A 21,038-nucleotide genomic window follows, 5' to 3' on the forward strand; every position below is an offset into this window, starting at 1 on the left:
CTTTACGAGCGCATGGGCATCTTTTAGGAGCGATACTAAATTCTGCGGGCGGATGCGCTTCGTTTAGGAGCGGATAATCTTTCTTTACGAGCGCATGGGCATCTTTTAGGAGCGATACGAAATTCTGCGAGCGGATGCGCTTCGTTTAGGAGCGGATAACCTTTCTTTAGGGGCGCATGGGCATCTCTTAGGAGCGCTGCGAAATTCTGCGAGCGGATGCGCTTCGTTTAGGAAGCGGATAATCTTTCTTTACGAGCGCATGGGCCTCTTTTAGGAGCGCTGCGAATTCCTGCGAGCGGATGCGCTTCGTTTAGGAGCGGATAATCTTTCTTTACGAGCGCATGGGCATCTCTTAGGAGCGATACGAAATTCTGCGAGCGGATGCGCTTTGTTTAGGAGCGGATAACCTTTCTTTACGAGCGCATGGGCATCTTTTAGGAGCGATACGAAATTCTGCGAGCGGATGCGCTTCGTTTAGGAGCGGATAATCTTTCTTTAGGAGCGCATGGGCATCTCTTAGGAGCGCTGCAATCTTTACTGGCGGTTACTCTCCCTATACCGTGCATACACAACTAAGCGATTTCACTTCTAGAAAAACTAAAAAAGCAGGCACTTAACGCGTGCCCGCTTGATCATTCTTTATTTATTCCGTCACTGGTACGATTGAACCGCCCCACTCGTTTTGGATGAAGTCTTGGATTTCTTGTGAGTGTAACGCGTCTACTAATGCTTTAATGTTTTCATTGTTTTCGTCGCCAGCTTTTGTAGCAATGATATTTACATATGGTGAATCTGAGTTTTCAATTGCGATAGAGTCTTCAATTGGATTTAACCCAGCATCGATTGCGTAGTTTGAGTTAATAAGTAATGCATCACCTTCGTCATTTTCATACAACTGAACCATTAAAGCAGATTCGTAGTTAGGGTCGAATTGAAGATTTTTTGGATTATCCACGATATCAGAGATTTCAGCAGTAGTTTTATTTACTCCTTCTGCCAAAGTGATTAATCCTGCATTTTCAAGCATAGCTAAAACACGACCATGGTCAGGAACTGAGTTACTCATTAAAATCGTAGCACCTTCTGGAAGCTCTTCAACAGAATCATATTTTTTAGAATATAATCCGATTGGTTCGATGTGAATTCCACCAGCATTGACGAAATCATAATCAAATGTAGCAATTTGATCCTCTAGATATGGAATATGTTGAAAATAGTTAGCATCTAACTCACCAGATTCTAAATCTTTATTTGGTAATACATAGTCTTGATAAGATTCTATAACTAATTCAATACCTTGCTCTTCCAAGATTGGTTTTACTTCTTCTAAAATGACAGCATGTGGTGTGTTTGAAGCACCTACTACTAATTGATTACTTTCTTCTTCTCCACAAGCCGCAAGTGTCAGTGCACTTACTGATAATAATGCTCCTGCTAAAAACTTTTTCATGCTAATTCTCTCCTTTTATTTTCCCCATTTTTATATGTGATCGGGTAAACCCGTGAACACCATTACCGTTTGTCAATTTTCATAGTGATCATATCGCCAATCCATTGAATAATAAATACAAGGATTAGAATTAAAATCGTTGACATTAATGTGACATCCGTTTGATTGCGTTGGAAGCCATCTAAAAACGCAAGTGTTCCTAATCCGCCGGCACCAATTATTCCCGCCATTGCCGTATATCCAACGAGTGAAATACAAGTGACAGTAATCCCAGAAACTAAAGCTGGCATCGATTCAGGAAGTAAAACCTTCCATATAATAGTAGACGTTTTCGCACCCATTGATCTGGCCGCTTCTAAAACACCTTTATCAATTTCTCGTAAACCGATTAACACCATACGTGCATAGAACGGAGCAGCCCCAATGACAAGAGCAGGGAACGCCGCATTCGGACCACGAATTGTATCAAGAAGTAATTTTGTAAAAGGGATTAATAAAATAATTAAAATAATAAACGGAATTGATCGGAAAATATTAACAAAAGCCCCTGTTAACCAGTTCGCTAATTTATTTGCCCATGCTTGTTGTGGACTTGTTAAAAATAATAAAAGCCCAAGTGCTAAACCAAAAATTGCAGTTAAAATAGTGGAAACTGCTGTCATATATAATGTCTCTAGTGCGGCTTCCCACATTTTAGGCCAATCAACATTCGGGAAAAGCGTATTAATCATTGTTGATCACCTCTGTACTTACTTTCTGTTCATGAATAAATTGTATTGCTTCATCTATCGCTGATGCGTCGCCATCTAATTGAAGAATCAATGTTCCAAATGCACCACTTTTTGTGTGCGAAATATTCCCTTGAACGATATTAACTTCCAACTTGAATTGTTTGATGAGCCTAGATAATATTGGTTGCTCGGTTTGTTCTCCAACAAAAGTGAGTTTGATTAACTTGCCGTTTGGATATAAATCCACTAAGTTTTGTATCGTTTGCATTGTTTGTGTCGTGTCAGAAACTTGTGTAACAAACCTTTTCGTAATAGGTTGTTGTGGATTTTGGAAGACTTCTAGCACATCCCCTTCTTCTACAACACGCCCACCTTCCATTACTGCCACTCGATTACAGATCTTTTGAATGACTTGCATTTCGTGTGTGATTAATACGATGGTTAAACCAAGTTTCTCATTGATGCTGACTAAAAGATCTAAAATAGCATCCGTAGTTTCTGGATCAAGTGCAGATGTCGCTTCATCACAAAGTAAAACTTCTGGACGATTTGCTAATGCACGGGCAATTCCTACACGCTGTTTCTGTCCACCTGATAGTTGCGAAGGATAATAATTCCCTCTTCCTTCTAACCCGACAAGTTCTATCAACTCATTGACGCGTGCCAATCGCTGATCCTTTGGAACTCCGGCAATTTCAAGCGGGAAAGCAATATTTTCTGCAACTGTTCTAGACCATAACAAGTTAAAATGTTGAAAAATCATACTTACTTTGTGTCGAACTTGACGAAGCTTGTCCTCGTTTATCGAAGTAATTTCTTTTCCATTTACGATTATTTTTCCACCAGTTGGTTTCTCTAATCCATTGAGCAACCGGATTAATGTACTTTTTCCAGCACCACTATATCCAATAATGCCGAAAATTTCGCCTTGCTTTATGTCAAGATTTACATCATCAACAGCAATTATTGTACCTTGTTTCGTATTAAACTTCTTCGAAACGTCTTTTAAACTTATCATGTAAATCTCACCTTTCTAATCAATTACGCCTCTCCGTAATTGTGCCCAGATTTTGAATTGAGCTGAGACCTGCGTGATACAGGTCAGTTGCCGTTGTCACCTGGATGTGACGTGTTTAGGCTAACAACGTTCCACACCTTTCAAAATCTGCGGCATCCGCTGGAGGCTTTGGGCCAACAGGATGTTAGTCACTCAGGCGCCCGAGTCCCACAGGATGTGGGTCATGCAATCGTTGCCACAGGACGCGGCGATCTTAGCCAGAGTTCCTTAATATTCAGCAGTTATTATTTGCGACGAGTAACCAGGCGCAGGGTTTAATGCCACTGAATAAAGTAAAAAATCCCTCCTGCAAAAGAGCAGAAGGGAAGTAAGTTTTCATCTAAAAAGAACTTATCCATTCTCTCATTTCCCAAAGCATACGCTTTGCGTGATTTGGCACCATTTCATTCTCATGACGGTTGCCGGGCTTCGTAGGGCACTTCCCTCCACCACTCTTAATAAGAGTAACACTATTTAATTTTTAAAGCTCAGCAAGACGTATATTATCATATCACAGCTTGATCGTCAATGTTTTTTATGGTTTCTAACAAAAAAGGAACCGATTGAAATGCGTATATTTTTTTATATACGTGTCCCTTTTTGGCGATCAATAAGCATGGGACGCTTTCTATTTCATATTCCATTGCAAGGTTTTCTAAATAATTTATATTTGCTTGGCCTACTGGATTCGGCACTAATTCATTAATAACTAGCATCATCTTACTTGCCACCATGCAAGTACCGCACATCGGTGTATAGAGATAGAATAGTGAAAGCTCGTTGTCATTTTTATAATGCTCCCACTGTTCACGCGTCCATTCATTCACAAAACATCATCCTAAAGTAAAAATTCTTTTTTCACTTTAATATTAACACGTTTCAATATAGAAGCCAAAACTTTGAAAGGGGTGTTTGCCACTTCACAATACATCGGATTGGTGTATAGATGAATTGCTTCTGGATATTCCTTTCGGACGATTGAACGTATTTGTTCGCCTGATTTATCCGCATCTAAAAAAGCATAGATCGGCAAATCATCATATGGGCTTAAAATTTCCTCCAGCTTCACATTGGAGATCGTACCATTGGTGCAAATAATTTCTGGGGATTCATCAAGAAGTCGTAAAAGTTGAAGCTTATCCGACCTTCCTTCGACGAGAATTACCTTTTCACTAAAAACATTAGCCAATTAGCTTCTCTCCCTAATCATCATCGTTAAATTAGTATATGAAAAAAACGCCGACAAACAACCGGCGTTTTGATTATTATTCTGAAATTAATTCTTCGTATTGATCAGCAGTTAATAAACCATCGATTTCTGTAGTATCTGATGGTTCTACAACGATCATCCATGCATTTTCATACGGAGATTCGTTTACAAATTCAGGGCTATCTTCTAGCTCACTATTTACTTCAACAACTTTCCCACTAATAGGCGCATAAAGTTCTGAAACAGTTTTAACTGATTCTACACTACCGAATGGATCTCCTGCTTTAATATCGTCTCCCACTTGTGGAAGCTCAACAAACACGATATCCCCAAGCTCAGATTGTGCAAAATGAGTAATACCGATACGTGCATTTCCACCTTCTGTTTTTACCCATTCATGCTCTTCTGAGTACTTCAATTCTTTTGGTGTGCTCATAAATTATACCCCTCTCAAATATGTTCTACATTCATCTATAATATTCACATATTTTTATCGTAAAAACAACTACTTTAATACTTTGTCCAAATTTGTTCAAACTCTTCTTCTTTAAAACCAAGTGTCAAATGTTCATCATTAAAAACAAGTGGTCTTTTCACAAGCATCCCATCAGATACTAGCGTTTCGATTTGTTCCGCTTCCGTCATATTTGGTAGCTTTTCCTTTAATTGCAACTCTCTGTATTTCGTACCGCTCGTATTAAAAAGTTTCTTTAATTCGATGTTTGTTTTTTCTAATATTTCTTGTATTAACTCTTTTGTAGGAGGATTCTCAACAATATGATGATATGTAAATTCTACATCATTTTCCTTCAACCACTTACTTGCTTTATTACATGAACTACATTTAGGATAACCAAAAAATTGAATCGTCATTATTTCTCACCTTTTTTTCTTCTTATCATATCAAAAAATACTGTGAAGCGCATTTGCGGTTCACAGTATTTTTGCGGTGAGGTCAATCATTACGCCGAGTCGTAATTATGTCCAGATTTTGAATTGTGATAAAAGGTCGCGTCATGCAGATCAGCTAACCGTTGTTGCATGAATGCGACATGCCTATTCGCTGAGTAAAGTTAAACGACATATTTCTCCGCATCAATCAACTTAACCGATGCTTCACGTTTTTTAGTAATAACATTATACGGCGTGTATCGAGTTAGTTTACGAAGAGCGGAAAGCATCATGCGTAATGTATCGCCTTCTATAGATGCGATTAGAGTTTCTTTCGCATCTTTTTCAATTTCTTCGAATGCTTCTTGACAGAAGATTTGCGTATAAAGTAGTTTTTGGTTCGCCTTTTCTACTCCATCACGAGCTATTGCTTTTTCTGTACGTAATACTGCAGACTCCATGGCGAATAAGTTATTTGCAATATCAGCAATGTTCACAAGTACTTCTTGCTCTGCCTCTAGTTTTGTGCCGAATCGTTGTGCTGCAAGACCTGCTACTAGTAAACCAATTTTCTTTGCATTCGCTACTAATAACTTTTCTTGCGCTAATGGTTCATCACCTACTTCTTCCGGCATCATCATGAGTAGCTCTTCTTGAAGACTTTGTGCTTTTTGAAGGAGTGGCAATTCGCCTTTCATTGCTTTTTTCAAGAAAGTTCCTGGAACGATTAGTCGGTTAATTTCATTTGTTCCTTCGAAAATACGGTTAATACGAGAGTCACGATAAATGCGTTCTACTTCATATTCTTGCATGAAGCCATATCCACCATGTAGCTGAACCGCTTCGTCTGCGATATAATCGAGCACTTCTGAACCTACTACTTTGTTAATAGAACATTCAATTGCATATTCCGCTATTGACGCTGCAATTGCTTTCCCATCTTTTTGCTCTGCTTCACTCAATCTGCTCATACGCTCCTCAAAATAACCAACTGTACGGTAGATTAAGCTTTCAGTTGCATATAATTTAGACGCCATTGTCGCTAATTTTTGTTTCGTCAAATTAAAAGAAGAAATAGGTGTTTTAAATTGTTGACGTTGATTAGAATAGGAAATCGCTAATTCTAATGCACGTTTTGAACCTCCAACAGTTCCAACTCCCAATTTGTAACGGCCAATATTTAAAATATTAAATGCAATCACATGACCGCGACCAATTTCACCTAGTAGATTTTCTACGGGCACTTGTGCATCTTGTAAAATAAGCGTGCGTGTAGAAGATGATTTGATCCCCATTTTCTTTTCTTCCGCTCCAACAGAAACGCCAGTGAATTCACGTTCCACGATGAATGCAGTGAAATGCTCTCCATCCACTTTTGCATATACAACAAATACATCCGCAAAGCCTGCATTTGTGATCCATTGTTTTTCCCCGTTTAATATATAGTGTGTACCTTCCGCATTTAGCTTCGCCGTTGTTTTAGCCCCCAGTGCATCTGAGCCTGAGCCCGGCTCTGTAAGTGCATAAGCAAAGATTTTGTCTCCAGAAGCAGAGTTTGGTAAATGCTTTTGTTTTTGTTCTTCATTCCCAAAAAGTACGATTGGTAATGTTCCGATTCCTACATGTGCACCGTGTGTAATGGAAAAACCACCTGCAACAGAAAGTTTTTCCGCAATTAATGCGGAAGAAATTTTATCTAATGCAATTCCACCATATTCTTCTGGAATGTCAGCTGCTAGTAATCCTAAATCACCTGCAGATTTAAGTAATCGAACAGAATGCTCAAACTCGTGATGCTCTAGTTTTTCTACAACAGGTAAAACTTCATTCGTTACATAATCTTCTGCAGTTTTCGCAATCATTTTTTGCTCATCTGTAAAATCCTCTGGTGTAAATATACGACTTGCCTCGATATCTTCTACTAAAAAGCTTCCACCTTTAATAACTTCCTTCACTTCCGTCATGTTCATTTCCCCCTACTTTTTAGTAATCAAATACGCCTCGGCGTATTTGCTTCCGCTTCACTTTGTTCAGCTCCGCAGGAAAAACATTGCTTCCGCTTCACTTTGTTCAGCTCCGCAAGAAAAACATTGCTCCTGCGCGAGCTCGTCGCAGAAAACAGTGCGCCCAGATCAAGTAAGGAAGTTAGCCTAAGACCGTCGCATCCTTGCGACAACAGCTAACCGAGCTGTATCACGCAGGCCTGAGCCCGCTCGATAAATCCCTCTAAAAATCTGTGGCATCCACCGGAGGCTTTGGGCCAACAGGATGTTGGTCACTCAGGCGTTGCCGCAGGACGCGGCGCTCCTAGCCAGAGTTCCTTGAAATTCAGCAGTTATTGTTTGCTCCTGCGCGAGCTCCTCGCAGAAAACATATGCTGAATGAAGTTATAAAAGTTCAAAAACGCCTGCTGCTCCCATTCCTCCGCCAATACACATCGTCACAACACCAAATTGCTTTCCTTGACGTTTAAGTTCGCTCAGCATTTTTAATGTTAAAATAGTACCAGTAGCTCCAAGTGGATGACCTAGTGCGATTGCACCCCCATTTACATTTACTTTATCTAGATCAATCCCTAAATGACGTACAACTTGGATGGATTGAGAAGCGAATGCTTCATTAATCTCCCAAACGTCGATATCTTCAATGGATAAACCTGCAAGCTTTAATGCTTTTGGCACTGCTACAATTGGGCCAATTCCCATTACGTCCGGTGCAACGCCGCCTACTGCAAACGAACGAAATTTTGCGATTGGTTTTAATCCTTGCGCTTCTGCAACTCCACGGTCCATCACTAAAACTGCCCCTGCTCCATCAGAAGTTTGCGATGCGTTACCCGCTGTTACTGATCCGCGTACGTTAAATGCAGGACGTAACTTTGCAAGTGTTTGGATGGACGTGCCAACTCGAACGCCTTCGTCCATTTCAAATAGAAACTTCTTCTCTTGCGCTTTATTATTTTCATCTACAAAATGCTTCACTACTTCTACTGGAACAATTTGATCGTTAAACTTCCCAGCAGCAATTGCAGCCGCAGCAAGTTCATGTGAACGAACTGCAAACGCATCTTGGTCTTCTCTACTCACCCCGTATTTAGTTGCCACTTGCTCTGCAGTATGCCCCATTCCCATATAGTACTGTGGAGCTGTTTCTGCTAAATGAGCATTCGGTCGAATCGTATTCCCCATCATTGGAACCATACTCATCGACTCTACTCCACCCGCAATAATTGCTTCGGAATGCCCGAGCATTATCCGCTCTGCTGCATACGCAATCGATTGCAAGCCCGATGAACAAAAGCGATTCACTGTGATCGCAGGTGTCGAATCTGGAAGACCTGCTAATGCACCAATATTTCGTGCTACATTCATCCCTTGTTCCGCTTCTGGCATAGCACATCCTAGTATTAAATCATCGATCGGACCATCATAACCGCCCGCTCTTTTCAATGTTTCTTTCACAACTAATGCTCCAAAATCGTCTGGACGAACAGTCGCTAAAGACCCTTTTTTCGCTTTACCAACCGGTGTTCTTGCACCTGCTACGATAACTGCTTCACGCATGAGTTTTCCTCCTTTATCACCTACGCAAACTTAGTTGCGTAATGGCTTACCCTTCACTAACATATGTTGCATTCTTGCTTGCGATTTTGGATCGGCAACTAAATTTAAAAATGCTTCTCGCTCTAAATTAAGTAAATATTGTTCATCCACCAAAGTACCGTATGGAACTTCTCCACCAGCAATCACATAAGCAAGCTTTTTGGCGATTTTCAAGTCATGCTCACTAATATAACCTGATAAGAACATACCTTCTGCACCTAATAGTAATGTTGCATAACCAGGAGAACCTGTTACCGGAATCTTTTCTCGTAATGGAGCTTTGTATCCTGCATGTGCAAGACTAAGTGCCGCTTGTTTCGCATCGTATAATTGGTGATCCGCATTCACACTAATACCATCTGCAAAGTTTAAGAAGTTGTTTTCAAGCGCTTCTTCACCTGAAGTGGAAACCTTTGCCATCGCAATTGTTTCAAATACTTTATTTGCAACAAATTGATAATCCACTTGAACGCCTTTTGGTAGTCCTTTTAAATGCTTCATATATAGCTCTTTGTTTCCGCCACCACCAGGTATTAGTCCAACCCCCGCTTCTACTAGACCCATATAGGTTTCTGTCGTTGCTTGAATATGAGCTGCTGGTAAACAAGCTTCTGCACCACCACCAAGCGTCATACCAAAGGGAGCCACTACTACCGGTTTGGAAGCGTATTTAATTTTCATCATCGCATTTTGGAAGCTTCGAATGACAAAATCTAATTCAAATAGATTGTCATCTTGTGCTTCCATTAAAATCATGCCAAGGTTCGCACCAACACTAAAGTTTTTCCCTTGGTTTCCAATGACAAGCCCTTTGAAGTTTTTCTCTACTTCATCAATCGCAAAGTTAATCATTTGAATGATGTCGAGTCCAATTGCATTCGATTTAGAATGGAATTCTAGTAATGCGATTCCGTCCCCTAAATCTATTAAACTAGCTCCAGAATTGGACTTTATAACACCATGTTTTTTCTTATATCTCTTCAGATCAATTACCTTTTCATTGAAAGAAACAATAGTATAGTCATTACCGTCGAAGTAATAAAGATCTCCGTTTTCTTCTTTATAAAATGATTCGAACCCTTTATCTAATAGTGACTGTACAAATACAGGAATTTCCTGTCCTTCTGCTTTCATTTTTTCAACTGACTCTTTTACACCAATTGCATCCCATATTTCAAACGGTCCTTGCTGCCAGCCAAATCCCCATTTCATCGCTTGGTCAATGGATACGATATCGTCTGCAATTGCCCCGTGAAGTTCAGCAGAATAAATAAGTGTTGGGCTTAAGATGCTCCAAAGCAATTCTCCAGTACGGTCTTTTGCATATGTTAACGTTTTCACTTTTGCCGCTAAACCTTTTTGTTGTTTCGCCATTTCCATCGATGGTGTTTTTAGCTTTTTAACAGGCTCATATTCAAGTGTTTCTGGATTTAATTCTTTAATTTCTTTTCCTTCTTTTAAGAAGAAACCTTGACCTGTTTTTGCACCAAGCCATTTATTTTCAAGCATTTTATGCATAAAAGCAGGTACTTCAAACACTTTCTGTTCTTCGCCAATCGTTAAGTCATATACGTTTTTTGCAACATGTGCAAACGTATCCAATCCAACAACATCTAACGTTCGGAACGTAGCAGATTTTGGTCGACCGATTAGTGGACCAGTAACCGAATCCACTTCACCTATAGAATATCCACGCGCTTGCATCTCGCGTAGCGTAATAAGTAATCCATATGTTCCGATTCGATTAGCAATAAAGTTAGGTGTATCTTTTGCTAAAACAACCCCTTTTCCTAAAATGTCCTCTCCGAATTGCTTCATATAATCTACTACTTTAGCATCTGTTGTTTTAGCAGGTATCACTTCTAACAGCTTTAAATATCGTGGCGGATTAAAGAAATGCGTCCCAAGAAAATGCTTAGCAAAATCTTCAGATCGTCCTTCCACCATTGCATTAATGCTAATTCCTGAAGTATTAGAACTAATGATTGTCCCCGCTTTTCGTACTGCGTCTATTTTTTTATATAAGTTTTTTTTCACGTCTAGGTTTTCGACTACTACTTCAATGATCCAGTCGACCTCTTTTAACTTTTCTAAATCATCTTCTAAGTTGCCTGCAGTAATTAGTTGTGCGTTTTTAGTAGATGTAAGAGGTGCCGGTTTTTGTTTCAGCAATTTTTGTAATGCTGATTGGGCAAATTTATTGCGCAATTGGGGATGCTCCAAAGATACCCCCTTTGCTTCCTCTTCTTTACTCACTTCTTTTGGTACGATATCTAATAGTAATGTTGGTATACCAATATTCGCCAAGTGAGCTGCAATTCCTGACCCCATTACCCCCGAGCCAAGAACCGCTGCTCTTTTAATTTGAAATGTCACGTGCAAAAGCCTCCCCTTTATTTTGAATGAACACTCATTCATTTTATAAGCAAAAAAAATAGAAACACTCTCTATGACTATTAGTTTAGAACATTTTTTAAATTTTCGCAATAATAAAATGAATCATTTCGAGCAATTTTCTTTCTAGTCTTTCATAAACAGTGTAAACTACAAGAAAAGTGTAAGTGCCTATGTCTGCCCCGACAGGCAAATGGGAATAAGGAAGGCATTCATTTGATCACGCGGGGCAAGGCGCTGGAACTAGACATAATAACAAAATCATTGGAGGTAATATCATGAATAAAATTACAACTGCAGAACAATTCAACGAAATCATATCTGGGGACAATGAAGTGCTAGTAAAATTCGAAGCTGGCTGGTGTCCTGATTGCCGTCGTATGGAAATGTTCATCGATCCAATCATTGAAAAATATAACCAATATACTTGGTATGAAGTGAATCGAGACGAGCTACCTGAAATCGCTGAAAAATACGAAGTAATGGGTATTCCAAGCCTTCTTATTTATCAAAATGGAGAGAAAAAAGCACATTTACATAGTGCAAACGCAAAATCTCCTGAGCAAGTAACTGAATTTCTAGATGCACAGATTTAATTAGTACAATGGGGATATTTTCGCTCGGAGAAATATCTTTATACTCTGCGACGAGCTTCGCGCAGGAGCAAGTAACTGAATTTTTGGATGCACAGAATTAATAAATGCAAATTTATAAAGCCCTTTAAAACTATTAATTTAGTTTCAAAGGGCTTTATTCATAAGTAATATTTCATTTAACACTATTCTTTAGTCATTTCATCACGCGAGGTTAATTAGTTCAATGCATTCGTAGGGGATTCCCCTCTAAGTACCGTTAAAACAGAGTCAGCAGCTAACATCCCCATTTTGAATCTCGTTTCTACCGTCGCGGATCCTATATGTGGTGTAGTTACAACGTTTGGAAACTTCAATAGCGGATGATTGATATCAACGGGCTCTTGTTTATAAACGTCCAATCCAGCTCCCGCAATTTCTTTATTCCTCAATGCTTCAACTAAAGCATCTTCATCGACGACAGCCCCCCGTGATCCGTTTACAAAAAAAGCGTTTTTCTTCATCAGCTTAAATTCAGCAGCGCCGTACATATTTTTTGTTTCTTCGCTTAGTGGAACCATATTACATACAAAGTCTGAACGTTTCAGTAAGTCCTGAAAACTGCAATACTGTGCATCATAAATCGATTCGATTTCCTCATCACGACTTCTATTGTGATATAGAATGTCCATACCAAAGCCAAATTTTGCACGCGTGGCAATTGCCTTTCCAACTCCACCCATCCCAATAATTCCAATCACTTTTCCGTGAACATCATTTCCAAATAACTCTTCTCCAATCATTGCATCCCAATTTCCTTGTTTCACACATGCATCCAACTCTGGTATTCTTCTAGCTGCAGAAAGAAGTACACCGAACACTGCATCCGCTACAGTTTCATTCAAAATGCCTGGTGTATTTGTTGCTACTATATTTCGTTTTGTTAATAAATCTTAATCCAAATTATCATATCCAACCGAAATATTACTTACTACTTTCAGTTTTGGACTTTTTTCCAAAATCTCTTCATCTATCTTTAGAGCAGAACCTAACAATGCTACTGTATCATTTAGATGAGAGATGAAATGAGGATACGTTGATTCATCTAATTTTTCAAAATAAACTACTTCACATTTTGTACGTAAATAATCTAAAACACGTGGATCCACTTTTCTATATACTATTACTTTTTGCATACTTAAGTTCCTCCTAATTAATTTGCTCCATAGCTATTAATATCTCTAATTGTATGGCAAACGAATAACTCAATCAATTAATATTTTTAAAATTCAAATAATAATTCTTTTATATTGAATAGATTAAGACAACGTGCAAATTTAATTGAATTAATATAAATTAAAAAAGAGTTCTTCCTGTTGAAAAGGAAAAACTCTCACTATAATAGTAGGAACCGTCTTTTAATTCTTTCCCTCTATAATTCCTTTACCATGAATACTTGCGAAATGTCCGTACTCCTAAATCCTTTGCTTTCTAAAAAAGGAATCGCTTTTTTGTTATGATTCATAAAATTATAAGTCGTCCTTTTAAGGGAGTGTTGGAAAAGTAAGCCTTCTTGTAGTACCGCTTGGAGTGCACGCTCCCCTTCTTCATTATCCTTATTAACGATAGCTTGGAATAAAGTGACGCCTTCCGCTTCTAAGCCGAATTGTTGCTTCGTTCTTACTAGACAAGCAGCTAGTAACTCATTGCCTCTCCTTGCAATAACCGCTTCTCCACCCACCTTTGGAATAATCGTTGGATCAACCTGCCATGGAACAATGGCAGGAAAGATTCCTGCATTTACTGCTTGTAAAGCAGGTATTCTTCTTAATAAAAATTCATTTGCCACTTTTTCATCAAAAGTGAGCTCTCCATCTGCTTCTAATAAATGTAGTGTATCGATTACTTTATAGCCAACTTTTTCGTATAGTCTAATCGCTGGCTTATTAATAGACAAAGCTTCTAAGGTCGCAATATCTATATTTTGCTCTTTCAATATGTTTAGAGCTTTTTCTACCAACACAGCACCAAGTTTTTTCCCTCTGTACTCTGGAATAATTCCTGTTCCACCGTTCCAAGCTATTTTTTGACCATTTACTTCTCGAATGCCTTGTAACACAAATCCTACCGGTATACCTTCATCAAACATAATAATCGACAATGTTGGTGAAAGATTATCATTTCCAAAACGGGCAACAAAAGCATCCAATGACATTTTCATAGGAATATAATATCCTTCAAACCCATTCGTAAATAGTTCATGTGCTTCTTTAAACGTAATGTGGTCCATTGTTTTAAATGTAATCAATTCATAACACCCCTTATTAAATTACAATTCTTAACTTTTTATATTCAGAACCAAATCTGTACATTCCTAATTTAAAACGTAGTAAAACAAATAGGACCTTGCCTCGGCTTAAACCACTCATCTAGCATTTTGATATTTACATTATTTATAGAAACTGTCCCATAATTATTCAGCGTCTCTATAGAAACACATCCCATCCACCAAGAACTTAAATCATGAATGCCTATTTGGATATTTGCTTCTTCAGTGGAATTCAATAATTTTGTAGCATTCCAAAAGTCACCATTATAAATGACTTCGTATAAGCCGTTTTGTGTTGGTAAGAATGTGTCTTCTATTTCTAATACTATTCTTGTATATTCATCCGGTTTTCTAAGTTGATGAAAATTCATTTCGTGAATAAAATCAATAACATCAGTTATTCGATACATCAGTCCTGTTCCGGATGTTGCCACTTCATGGTATACACTTGGAATAAGATGATTCGAATCATTCAATGGACTCGTAAGTGCATGCAAAAATGATTTATCATGTGTCCGAAAGATAATTCTATCCACTTGATCTTGCTGTGAATGTAACCATGCTGCTAACTGTTTATAACCAGTCGGATTAGTCCAAATCCATTCTTGGACAATCATATGTTGATGTAAAAAGTGACTATCTTTTACTGGTTCTAATGTAAATGCTAATGCACCTATTAATTGCCCCTTTTCTACAACACCAACATAATTGTTTGTTGCATTCTTAATTCGTTGTCGTTCGGTCCACGTTCTTTTAATCATCCCATGATTCTTTTGGGCATAGTCGTTATACAGGGAAACGATTGCTTCCTCATCTTTGGGAGACAAGAACTTAACCAATCCTTTTTCTCCATTTGTAATAAGAGCATTTGGTTTAATTTTAAATTCATATTTCATCGGTCCATAACCATAACCCATCTTTCGATAAAAACTTGGATTAAACGGGTACAAGGATACTAGGATTACATTTTCCTGAATAGCATACTCATGGAAATGAGACAGAAGTTTGTATGCAATTTTCTCTTTTTTATGTAGAAGATGGACTGCAACCATACCAATTCCAAAAATCCGTTGAAATTTACCATTTAAATTACATTCAAAATCATTCAAACGATACATACCTAGAAGTTCTTCTTCCACATTAAAATACCCAAAATAATGAATACCATTTTGTTCCTCTTGCTCTTTTGTTAAACGATCTACAAGTTCCGTTTGTTTCTCTGCGGTTTGGATGTTCATGCCTGGATACGCAAAAGCTGCAATGTTTGCCGCTGCTTCTAGGTCTTGCTTTTGTAAAAGTCGAATCAAGTTAATCTCCCCTTTCGAAAAAAAATGTAGAATGAATAGCTAGTGTAATTATAGTTTATTCTTATTATTTTGATAATATATTTTCTATAGCTTACATGGTTGCAACTTAGACAAAGTATGTTTTAATTTATACTTAAGAATTTAAATCCGAAAAATTTGATTTCCGCTTCGGGCGGACGCTTTCCACTTCAATCAATGTAATAAGACTTCATATAAATATTCGATTTTTTTGTTACAATAAGTAGTGCAAAATTAAAAAAGAGTTCCTCCTAACGGATTAGGAAAAACTCTTCTTTACAAGGAGGGTACATATGAAAATCCAATTGCCTGTCCAAGGTATCTCTCAATATGATTCGTCTATTCATACGACTTACCGTACTTCTGCTTGCGGACCTGTTACTGCATACGTTCTATTAAATTATTTATCGCCGAATAAGAGTACTTATCACCCGAATGACCTGTATAAGAGATTAGGTGGCACCCGTATTGGATTGTTTACCCATCGATTTGTTCGTAATATGCGCAAAATACTCGGTCCGAATTGGCAAATTGAAAAATGTTCCCTTCATACAGCACTAAATGAGCTTAAAAACGGGCGACTAGTTGCACTCAAATTCGATAAATACTTTTCATTACAGTGGAACAAAAAATCGACTTTCGCTTATCACTGGGTACCCCTTATCGGATATGAAATGGCAAACGATGAACTTGTTTTAATTATTCATGATAATGGTGGTCGAAATCGTGAAAGCAAAATTCGCAAAGTTCCCTATAGCCAAAACGCATCGATATTAACTTTCATTCGAGTTACACCGACATCTAACATTTATTTTTGAAGTTGTCTCGCCAAAATCGTATAGCCATGCTCATACAAATAATCGAATTTCGTAGATGCAATATCCTGTACAATCAAGTGATCTAATTCTGCTTCTATCGGGACATCTCTTCTAATCGTTGCAAGTTCTTTCGATAATTTCAACATTTCTAAGTCCGTTTCAATTTTCGTTCGTTGGCCAGCTTTCAGTAAAGGAAGCGATTCAATTACTTTTTCTACTGTTCCATATGTTTGTACTAGTTGCAATGCTGTTTTCGGTCCAATTCCTTTTACTCCAGCATAGCCATCGCTAGTGTCACCCATGAATGCTTTTACATCAGGGAATAACAATGGCGAGATCCCGTACTCTTCTATAAAACGTGCTTCATTGTAAACATCATAGATTGTAAATCCTTTTTTCGTAAAAGCGATTTCCGTAGATGGGTGCAATAATTGCAATAAATCCTTATCTCCACTAACTATCGTGAATTTCGCATCATCTTGCCATTTATGTGTAATCGAAGCGATTGTATCATCTGCCTCCATCCCAACAATTCCAAAGTTCATCCATCCTAAATGCTTTGACAAATCTTGTGCCATATCAAATTGAGGGATTAGTTCTTCTGCTGGCTTCGGACGGTTTGCTTTGTATCCATCGTAAAGTTCATTACGAAATGTGTGCGCTCCTTTATCCCAACATATTGCCATATGCGTAGGCTGGATTAAATTTTGAGCAGCTAATACGTGACGAGCAAATCCTTGCACTGCATTTGTTGGAACCCCTTTATCATTCTTAAAATAGTTTCCTGACATCGCCGTAGCAAAAAATGAGCGAAATAATAGTGCCATTCCATCTACTATTAGTACATGTGGTTTATCCTGAGTCATCTTCAACATCCTTTTTCATTAATTCATTATAAGTATAACATGTATGAGTTTAATCATAAGAATATGGGTATATAACTAGAAATATATTGTAGGAGTTTTAGTGATGAAAATACATAATGGAACACTTTATTGGCCAACAACAACTGCTCCCTTTAAACCAAAAGTTACGAATGAAAAACTTGATCTATATGATGTAGTAATCGTCGGTGCAGGCATGTCCGGCGCTTTAACAGCCCTTGCTCTAGTAGAAGCTGGATTGTCTGTTGCGATACTAGATAAACGGGAGTTTGGCTCTGGTAGCACTAGTGCAAATACAGGTTTACTCCAGTATTCAAATGATATTATGCTACATAAATTGATAGAGCAAATTGGTGAGCAAGAGGCTGTTCGCTTTTATAAGCTTTGTTATGAAGCGGTAGATGACATTGAAAAAATAGTAAATCGACTACATATAGATGCAAATTTTATTCGTAGACCTAGTATTTGTAATGCGAGCGATGAAAAAGACATGGAAAAAATTAAAGATGAATACGCTACTTTGAAAAAGTATGGATTTCCATGTGACTATTTCGAACAAAATGATATAGAAGAAAAGTTTCCATTTTCAAAGTTAGGTGCTTTAGTTACCTTCAGTGATGCAGAAATAAATCCATTAAAATTTGTACAAGGACTTTTAAGAGAAGTTGAAGCCCTCGGAGTACATCCTTTTCCCTATGTGGACGTACTAGATGTACTGAAAGAAAATGATATTCTGGAGATTCGTACTTCCGGCCAATCATTTCATGCCAAACATATAGTTTATACGACTGGCTATGAAACGACGCCTGTTGGTAAACGAATTGGTGCAGATATTAACCGCTCGTATGTATTTGTTAGTAATCCAATAAAAGATTTATCTGACTGGCATAAGAAGGCCCTTATTTGGGAAACGAAACGTCCATATCTATATATTCGATCAACCGCAGATGGCAGAATAATCGCAGGTGGATTAGATGAGGACAAACCAGAAGCCCCTTTTTCAGATGAATTAATTATGAAACGCGCAAACAACTTATTAAAACAAACGAAAAAGCTATTTCCGAATTATGAAATGAAAATCGACTATGCTTACGCTGCGAGTTTTGGGGAGTCCATCGATAATCTACCATTTATCGGAGAACACCCAACTAAAAATAATCATTATTATTTGTTAGGCTATGGGGGAAATGGCACGGTATATAGTATGTTAGGATCTATTATTTTAAGGGATTTGATCACTGGCAAAAGAAATGAAGATGTGGAGATTGTTCAATTACATCGGGAATTTGGGATGAAGTAAAACCACAAAGGAAAATAGTACTCCCTTCGTGGTTTTTATGAACTAATTTTCATTACAAATTCTTCTTCAATTTTTGTTAGTTTGCTATCGCTTTACTTTTGCACTCACTCTATTGATTCGCATGGTCTTAACCTTTTCTTTTAATAATAAGAGGTTAAGATATGTTTTTGCTTTGACTGTATTAGTAGAAAAAATAATTTTCCTTCTGTTTTCATCTACCTCCTCTTCGCTAGTTATCATTTGAGCTGTTTGCTCCTTTAGATTCCTCGCTCGCAAGTAATCCGATAAATTATCAAACGTGGCTCCACCTTCTACTTTACCCTGTAAAAGAAATACGGCATTCTTCTTTTGACTAATTATATTATCTAAACCATACATAATAATCCGTTTCATGTCTCTATTTCTAGCAATGATGTCCACATAATAAGTATCGCCAACAGTAAGAAACTGAAAGACATTGCCAAACCAAGTTTTTTTCAATTGAAATGGAAAAAAAGCAATAACACGATTATGTTCTTTAACGGCATATATTTCTATTTCGGTTTTGCCATCTGAATGCTTCAACCAATTACTAACATTTTCATATTCAATGAATGGATTTGTGTTTTGGTTTTCATCTAAAATAGTAATCCAGTCTTTTTCAAAGAATTTAAAATGGTTATACGACTTAATCAGAATAAGCTCCAAATGATCCTCCATTCTGTTTTAAAATTATTTTTGAGTTCGATAAATTTTCTACAACTATTACTGTAAAGCTTTCTTTCACTAATGCATGTACAACATATGAACCGATAAATCCTGCTGCTCCTGTAACTAATACTTTCTTCTCGTCAAGTATATATACGCTCTAACACAGGATGTCATTACTATCTTTCACATAAGTTATTTGGTCGAGAATAAAAAAACGTCCTACATTTTCATGTTAGGACGACTCAAAGTTAATATATTATTGATTATGTAGTTTAAAACTTCACCACCCGATCACAAAGTCTTCCAACCAATTTAGCTTCATGGCTGACAACAATTATTCCCATCTCTCTCTTTGTAGCCATTTCCAGAACAGCTTGCCAAATTTGAGCTTGGGTGATTGCGTCTAGCATGGTCGTCATTTCATCTGCAATAAGAAAACGGGTACTAGGTCCCAGTGCTCTTGCTACGCAAAATCGTTGTAGCTCACCTCCTGATAGCTCATTAGGCCAGCGAGTTAGCCATTCCTGCTCAATTCCTAATAAATCGAACAGTTCTTCGTCTAGTTTTCCTCCTTCGCTTAGCACCTTCTCCATTTTCCATCGTGGATTTACCGCTTTTTCTGGATGTTGGAAAACTAATTGAACTGGGTGAACCCCTTTCGAGGAAATTGGCAGACCACCAATTGTTACATTCCCTTCTAGAGGCTTTTCATATCCCGATAGGATACGACAAAGAGTTGTTTTACCTCTACCACTTGGCCCTGTGAGCCCTACAATTTCTCCTGGTTCCACGGTTAAATTGGTATTTTGAAATAACCATGGCCCATTGTCGTATCGAAATCCAATATTTTTTGCTTCAAGTTGCATGGATACACCTCACCATTCCATTACGTAAGTTTCGCATCTCCGGCTGCTTTTTTCCGCACTCAAGTATTGCCTCTTTACAACGTGGTGCAAACAAACAACCAGTTGGCAAAGCACTTGGATGAGGCTGCGAACCTGGGATTGGTATAAAATCATTTTGAGGTAATGCTCTCCATAATGCCTTACTATAAGGATGCCGTAATGCTTCACCATCTCCGGTAAAATCTTCTACAGGAGCTACCTCGACCGTCGTACCTGCATAAAACACTGCGATTTTATCTGCAATCGTTAAAGCGGATTCAATATCATGTGTAATTAGCATAACCGCACATCCATTGTCTGCAAATTCCCTGAAATTATTTAGCGCTTCTTTCATAACAACTGGATCTAGTCCCGGCGTAGGCTCGTCCGCAATAATTACTTTCGCATCACTTACGATTGCCGTAGACAGAAGCGTTCTTCGTGCCATTCCCCCAGAAAGCTGGAAGGGATACATGTTCTCTACAGTTGGTTGTAAGTGAAGTCGTTTAAAAACCGCTCTCTGTGCTGCAGTCGCGTCTCCCGTTTTTACGGAAGTACGAACTTGATTTCCTACGCGCATAAGCGGGTCTAAGTAGTTTGTCGATTGTGGAATAAAGGCAACTTCTTTCCCGCGTAACGATGCTTGCTTAGAAGCGGTGAGCACTTCGCCGTTATAATAAATGGTTCCACTTATTGTCGCATTATCTGGAAGTATTCCGAGAATAGCATGAGCAAGTAAACTCTTACCAGAACCGCTCGCTCCTACAACTGCAAGAATTTCTCCTTCTTCTAGCGATACATTTAAACTGGAGATCACTTGTATATTATTCTGTTTAAAACTACTTGTATATTGATTAAAAGATATAGATAAGTTTTCTACTTCAAGGATAGGCATTTTTTC

General features: G+C 38.1%; 20 protein-coding genes, 1 pseudogene and 1 riboswitch. Of the genes and pseudogenes, 3 read left to right on the forward strand and 18 right to left on the reverse strand.

The window, feature by feature from the left end:
- Positions 1-643 precede the first annotated feature (643 nt).
- From BMZ04_RS10940 to BMZ04_RS10985, 10 genes are all read right to left on the reverse strand, one after another.
- A complete protein-coding gene (locus BMZ04_RS10940) occupies positions 644-1,450 on the reverse strand; it encodes a MetQ/NlpA family ABC transporter substrate-binding protein (RefSeq protein ID WP_093269831.1) in 807 nt (268 codons plus the stop codon).
- A gap of 62 nt (positions 1,451-1,512) precedes the next feature.
- Complete coding sequence (locus BMZ04_RS10945) at positions 1,513-2,181, reverse strand: methionine ABC transporter permease (RefSeq protein ID WP_093269834.1); 669 nt, start codon at positions 2,179-2,181, stop codon at positions 1,513-1,515.
- Positions 2,174-3,199 carry a methionine ABC transporter ATP-binding protein gene (locus BMZ04_RS10950; protein WP_093269839.1) on the reverse strand — a complete coding sequence of 342 codons (1,026 nt, stop codon included), beginning with the start codon at positions 3,197-3,199 and terminating at the stop codon, positions 2,174-2,176. Before BMZ04_RS10950 ends, BMZ04_RS10945 begins: the two co-directional genes overlap by 8 nt.
- A 399-nt stretch (positions 3,200-3,598) precedes the next feature.
- A riboswitch (SAM riboswitch) is annotated at positions 3,599-3,703 on the reverse strand.
- Between the two features lie 41 nt (positions 3,704-3,744).
- A complete protein-coding gene (locus tag BMZ04_RS10955; RefSeq protein WP_093269843.1) occupies positions 3,745-4,065 on the reverse strand; it encodes a thioredoxin family protein in 321 nt (106 codons plus the stop codon).
- A gap of 11 nt (positions 4,066-4,076) precedes the next feature.
- On the reverse strand, positions 4,077-4,427 hold the full coding sequence (locus tag BMZ04_RS10960) for a toprim domain-containing protein (RefSeq protein ID WP_093269848.1): 351 nt from the start codon (positions 4,425-4,427) through the stop codon (positions 4,077-4,079).
- A gap of 76 nt (positions 4,428-4,503) precedes the next feature.
- Positions 4,504-4,884, reverse strand: a complete 381-nt coding sequence (gene gcvH, locus BMZ04_RS10965; RefSeq protein ID WP_093269852.1) for a glycine cleavage system protein GcvH — start codon at positions 4,882-4,884, stop codon at positions 4,504-4,506.
- A gap of 74 nt (positions 4,885-4,958) precedes the next feature.
- Entirely contained in the window at positions 4,959-5,321 is a 363-nt protein-coding gene (locus BMZ04_RS10970; RefSeq protein ID WP_093269856.1) for an arsenate reductase family protein, read from the reverse strand.
- 200 nt (positions 5,322-5,521) lie between these two features.
- On the reverse strand, positions 5,522-7,303 hold the full coding sequence (locus tag BMZ04_RS10975) for an acyl-CoA dehydrogenase family protein (protein WP_093269858.1): 1,782 nt from the start codon (positions 7,301-7,303) through the stop codon (positions 5,522-5,524).
- A gap of 423 nt (positions 7,304-7,726) precedes the next feature.
- Positions 7,727-8,902: an acetyl-CoA C-acetyltransferase gene (locus BMZ04_RS10980; protein WP_093269861.1), complete on the reverse strand. Its 1,176-nt coding sequence runs from the start codon at positions 8,900-8,902 to the stop codon at positions 7,727-7,729.
- 30 nt (positions 8,903-8,932) lie between these two features.
- Positions 8,933-11,359 carry a 3-hydroxyacyl-CoA dehydrogenase/enoyl-CoA hydratase family protein gene (locus BMZ04_RS10985; protein ID WP_177184413.1) on the reverse strand — a complete coding sequence of 809 codons (2,427 nt, stop codon included), beginning with the start codon at positions 11,357-11,359 and terminating at the stop codon, positions 8,933-8,935.
- 254 nt (positions 11,360-11,613) lie between these two features.
- Between BMZ04_RS10985 and BMZ04_RS10990 the strand changes: the two genes are divergently transcribed.
- Positions 11,614-11,931, forward strand: coding sequence for a thioredoxin family protein (locus BMZ04_RS10990; RefSeq protein ID WP_093269870.1), 318 nt, complete (start codon positions 11,614-11,616; stop codon positions 11,929-11,931).
- A gap of 215 nt (positions 11,932-12,146) precedes the next feature.
- Here the strand turns inward: BMZ04_RS10990 and BMZ04_RS10995 are convergent.
- The 3 genes and pseudogenes from BMZ04_RS10995 to eis all read right to left on the reverse strand — a co-directional run bounded on the left by BMZ04_RS10995 (position 12,147) and on the right by eis (position 15,543).
- Positions 12,147-13,103, reverse strand: a pseudogene (locus BMZ04_RS10995) (2-hydroxyacid dehydrogenase).
- 236 nt (positions 13,104-13,339) lie between these two features.
- Entirely contained in the window at positions 13,340-14,215 is an 876-nt protein-coding gene (locus BMZ04_RS11000; protein WP_093269875.1) for a GNAT family N-acetyltransferase, read from the reverse strand.
- A gap of 71 nt (positions 14,216-14,286) precedes the next feature.
- Complete coding sequence (gene eis / locus BMZ04_RS11005) at positions 14,287-15,543, reverse strand: GNAT family N-acetyltransferase (protein WP_093269878.1); 1,257 nt, start codon at positions 15,541-15,543, stop codon at positions 14,287-14,289.
- Between the two features lie 311 nt (positions 15,544-15,854).
- Here eis and BMZ04_RS11010 point away from each other — a divergent pair, with 311 nt between their 5' ends.
- A complete protein-coding gene (locus BMZ04_RS11010; protein ID WP_093269882.1) occupies positions 15,855-16,379 on the forward strand; it encodes a C39 family peptidase in 525 nt (174 codons plus the stop codon).
- Here the strand turns inward: BMZ04_RS11010 and BMZ04_RS11015 are convergent.
- A complete protein-coding gene (locus BMZ04_RS11015) occupies positions 16,370-17,245 on the reverse strand; it encodes a 5'-3' exonuclease (RefSeq protein ID WP_093269885.1) in 876 nt (291 codons plus the stop codon). The genes BMZ04_RS11010 and BMZ04_RS11015 overlap by 10 nt on opposite strands.
- Before the next feature lie 103 nt (positions 17,246-17,348).
- Here BMZ04_RS11015 and BMZ04_RS11020 point away from each other — a divergent pair, with 103 nt between their 5' ends.
- Positions 17,349-18,563 carry an NAD(P)/FAD-dependent oxidoreductase gene (locus BMZ04_RS11020; protein WP_093269888.1) on the forward strand — a complete coding sequence of 405 codons (1,215 nt, stop codon included), beginning with the start codon at positions 17,349-17,351 and terminating at the stop codon, positions 18,561-18,563.
- Positions 18,564-18,647: 84 nt separating this feature from the next.
- Here BMZ04_RS11020 and BMZ04_RS11025 read toward each other — a convergent pair whose 3' ends face one another.
- From BMZ04_RS11025 to BMZ04_RS11040, 4 genes are all read right to left on the reverse strand, one after another.
- Positions 18,648-19,262 carry a GNAT family N-acetyltransferase gene (locus BMZ04_RS11025; RefSeq protein ID WP_143128296.1) on the reverse strand — a complete coding sequence of 205 codons (615 nt, stop codon included), beginning with the start codon at positions 19,260-19,262 and terminating at the stop codon, positions 18,648-18,650.
- On the reverse strand, positions 19,231-19,401 hold the full coding sequence (locus BMZ04_RS11030) for an NAD-dependent epimerase/dehydratase family protein (RefSeq protein WP_093269895.1): 171 nt from the start codon (positions 19,399-19,401) through the stop codon (positions 19,231-19,233). The genes BMZ04_RS11025 and BMZ04_RS11030 overlap by 32 nt, the downstream gene beginning before the upstream one ends.
- Positions 19,402-19,525: 124 nt before the next feature.
- Positions 19,526-20,119, reverse strand: a complete 594-nt coding sequence (locus BMZ04_RS11035) for an ABC transporter ATP-binding protein (RefSeq protein WP_093269899.1) — start codon at positions 20,117-20,119, stop codon at positions 19,526-19,528.
- Positions 20,109-21,032 (reverse strand): ABC transporter ATP-binding protein, encoded by a 924-nt coding sequence (locus BMZ04_RS11040; protein WP_093269902.1) that lies wholly within the window; start codon positions 21,030-21,032, stop codon positions 20,109-20,111. The genes BMZ04_RS11035 and BMZ04_RS11040 overlap by 11 nt, the downstream gene beginning before the upstream one ends.
- Between the last annotated feature and the right edge of the window lie 6 nt (positions 21,033-21,038).

Origin of the sequence: Psychrobacillus sp. OK032 (genome assembly GCF_900111345.1) — a bacterium.
GTDB lineage: Bacteria > Bacillota > Bacilli > Bacillales_A > Planococcaceae > Psychrobacillus.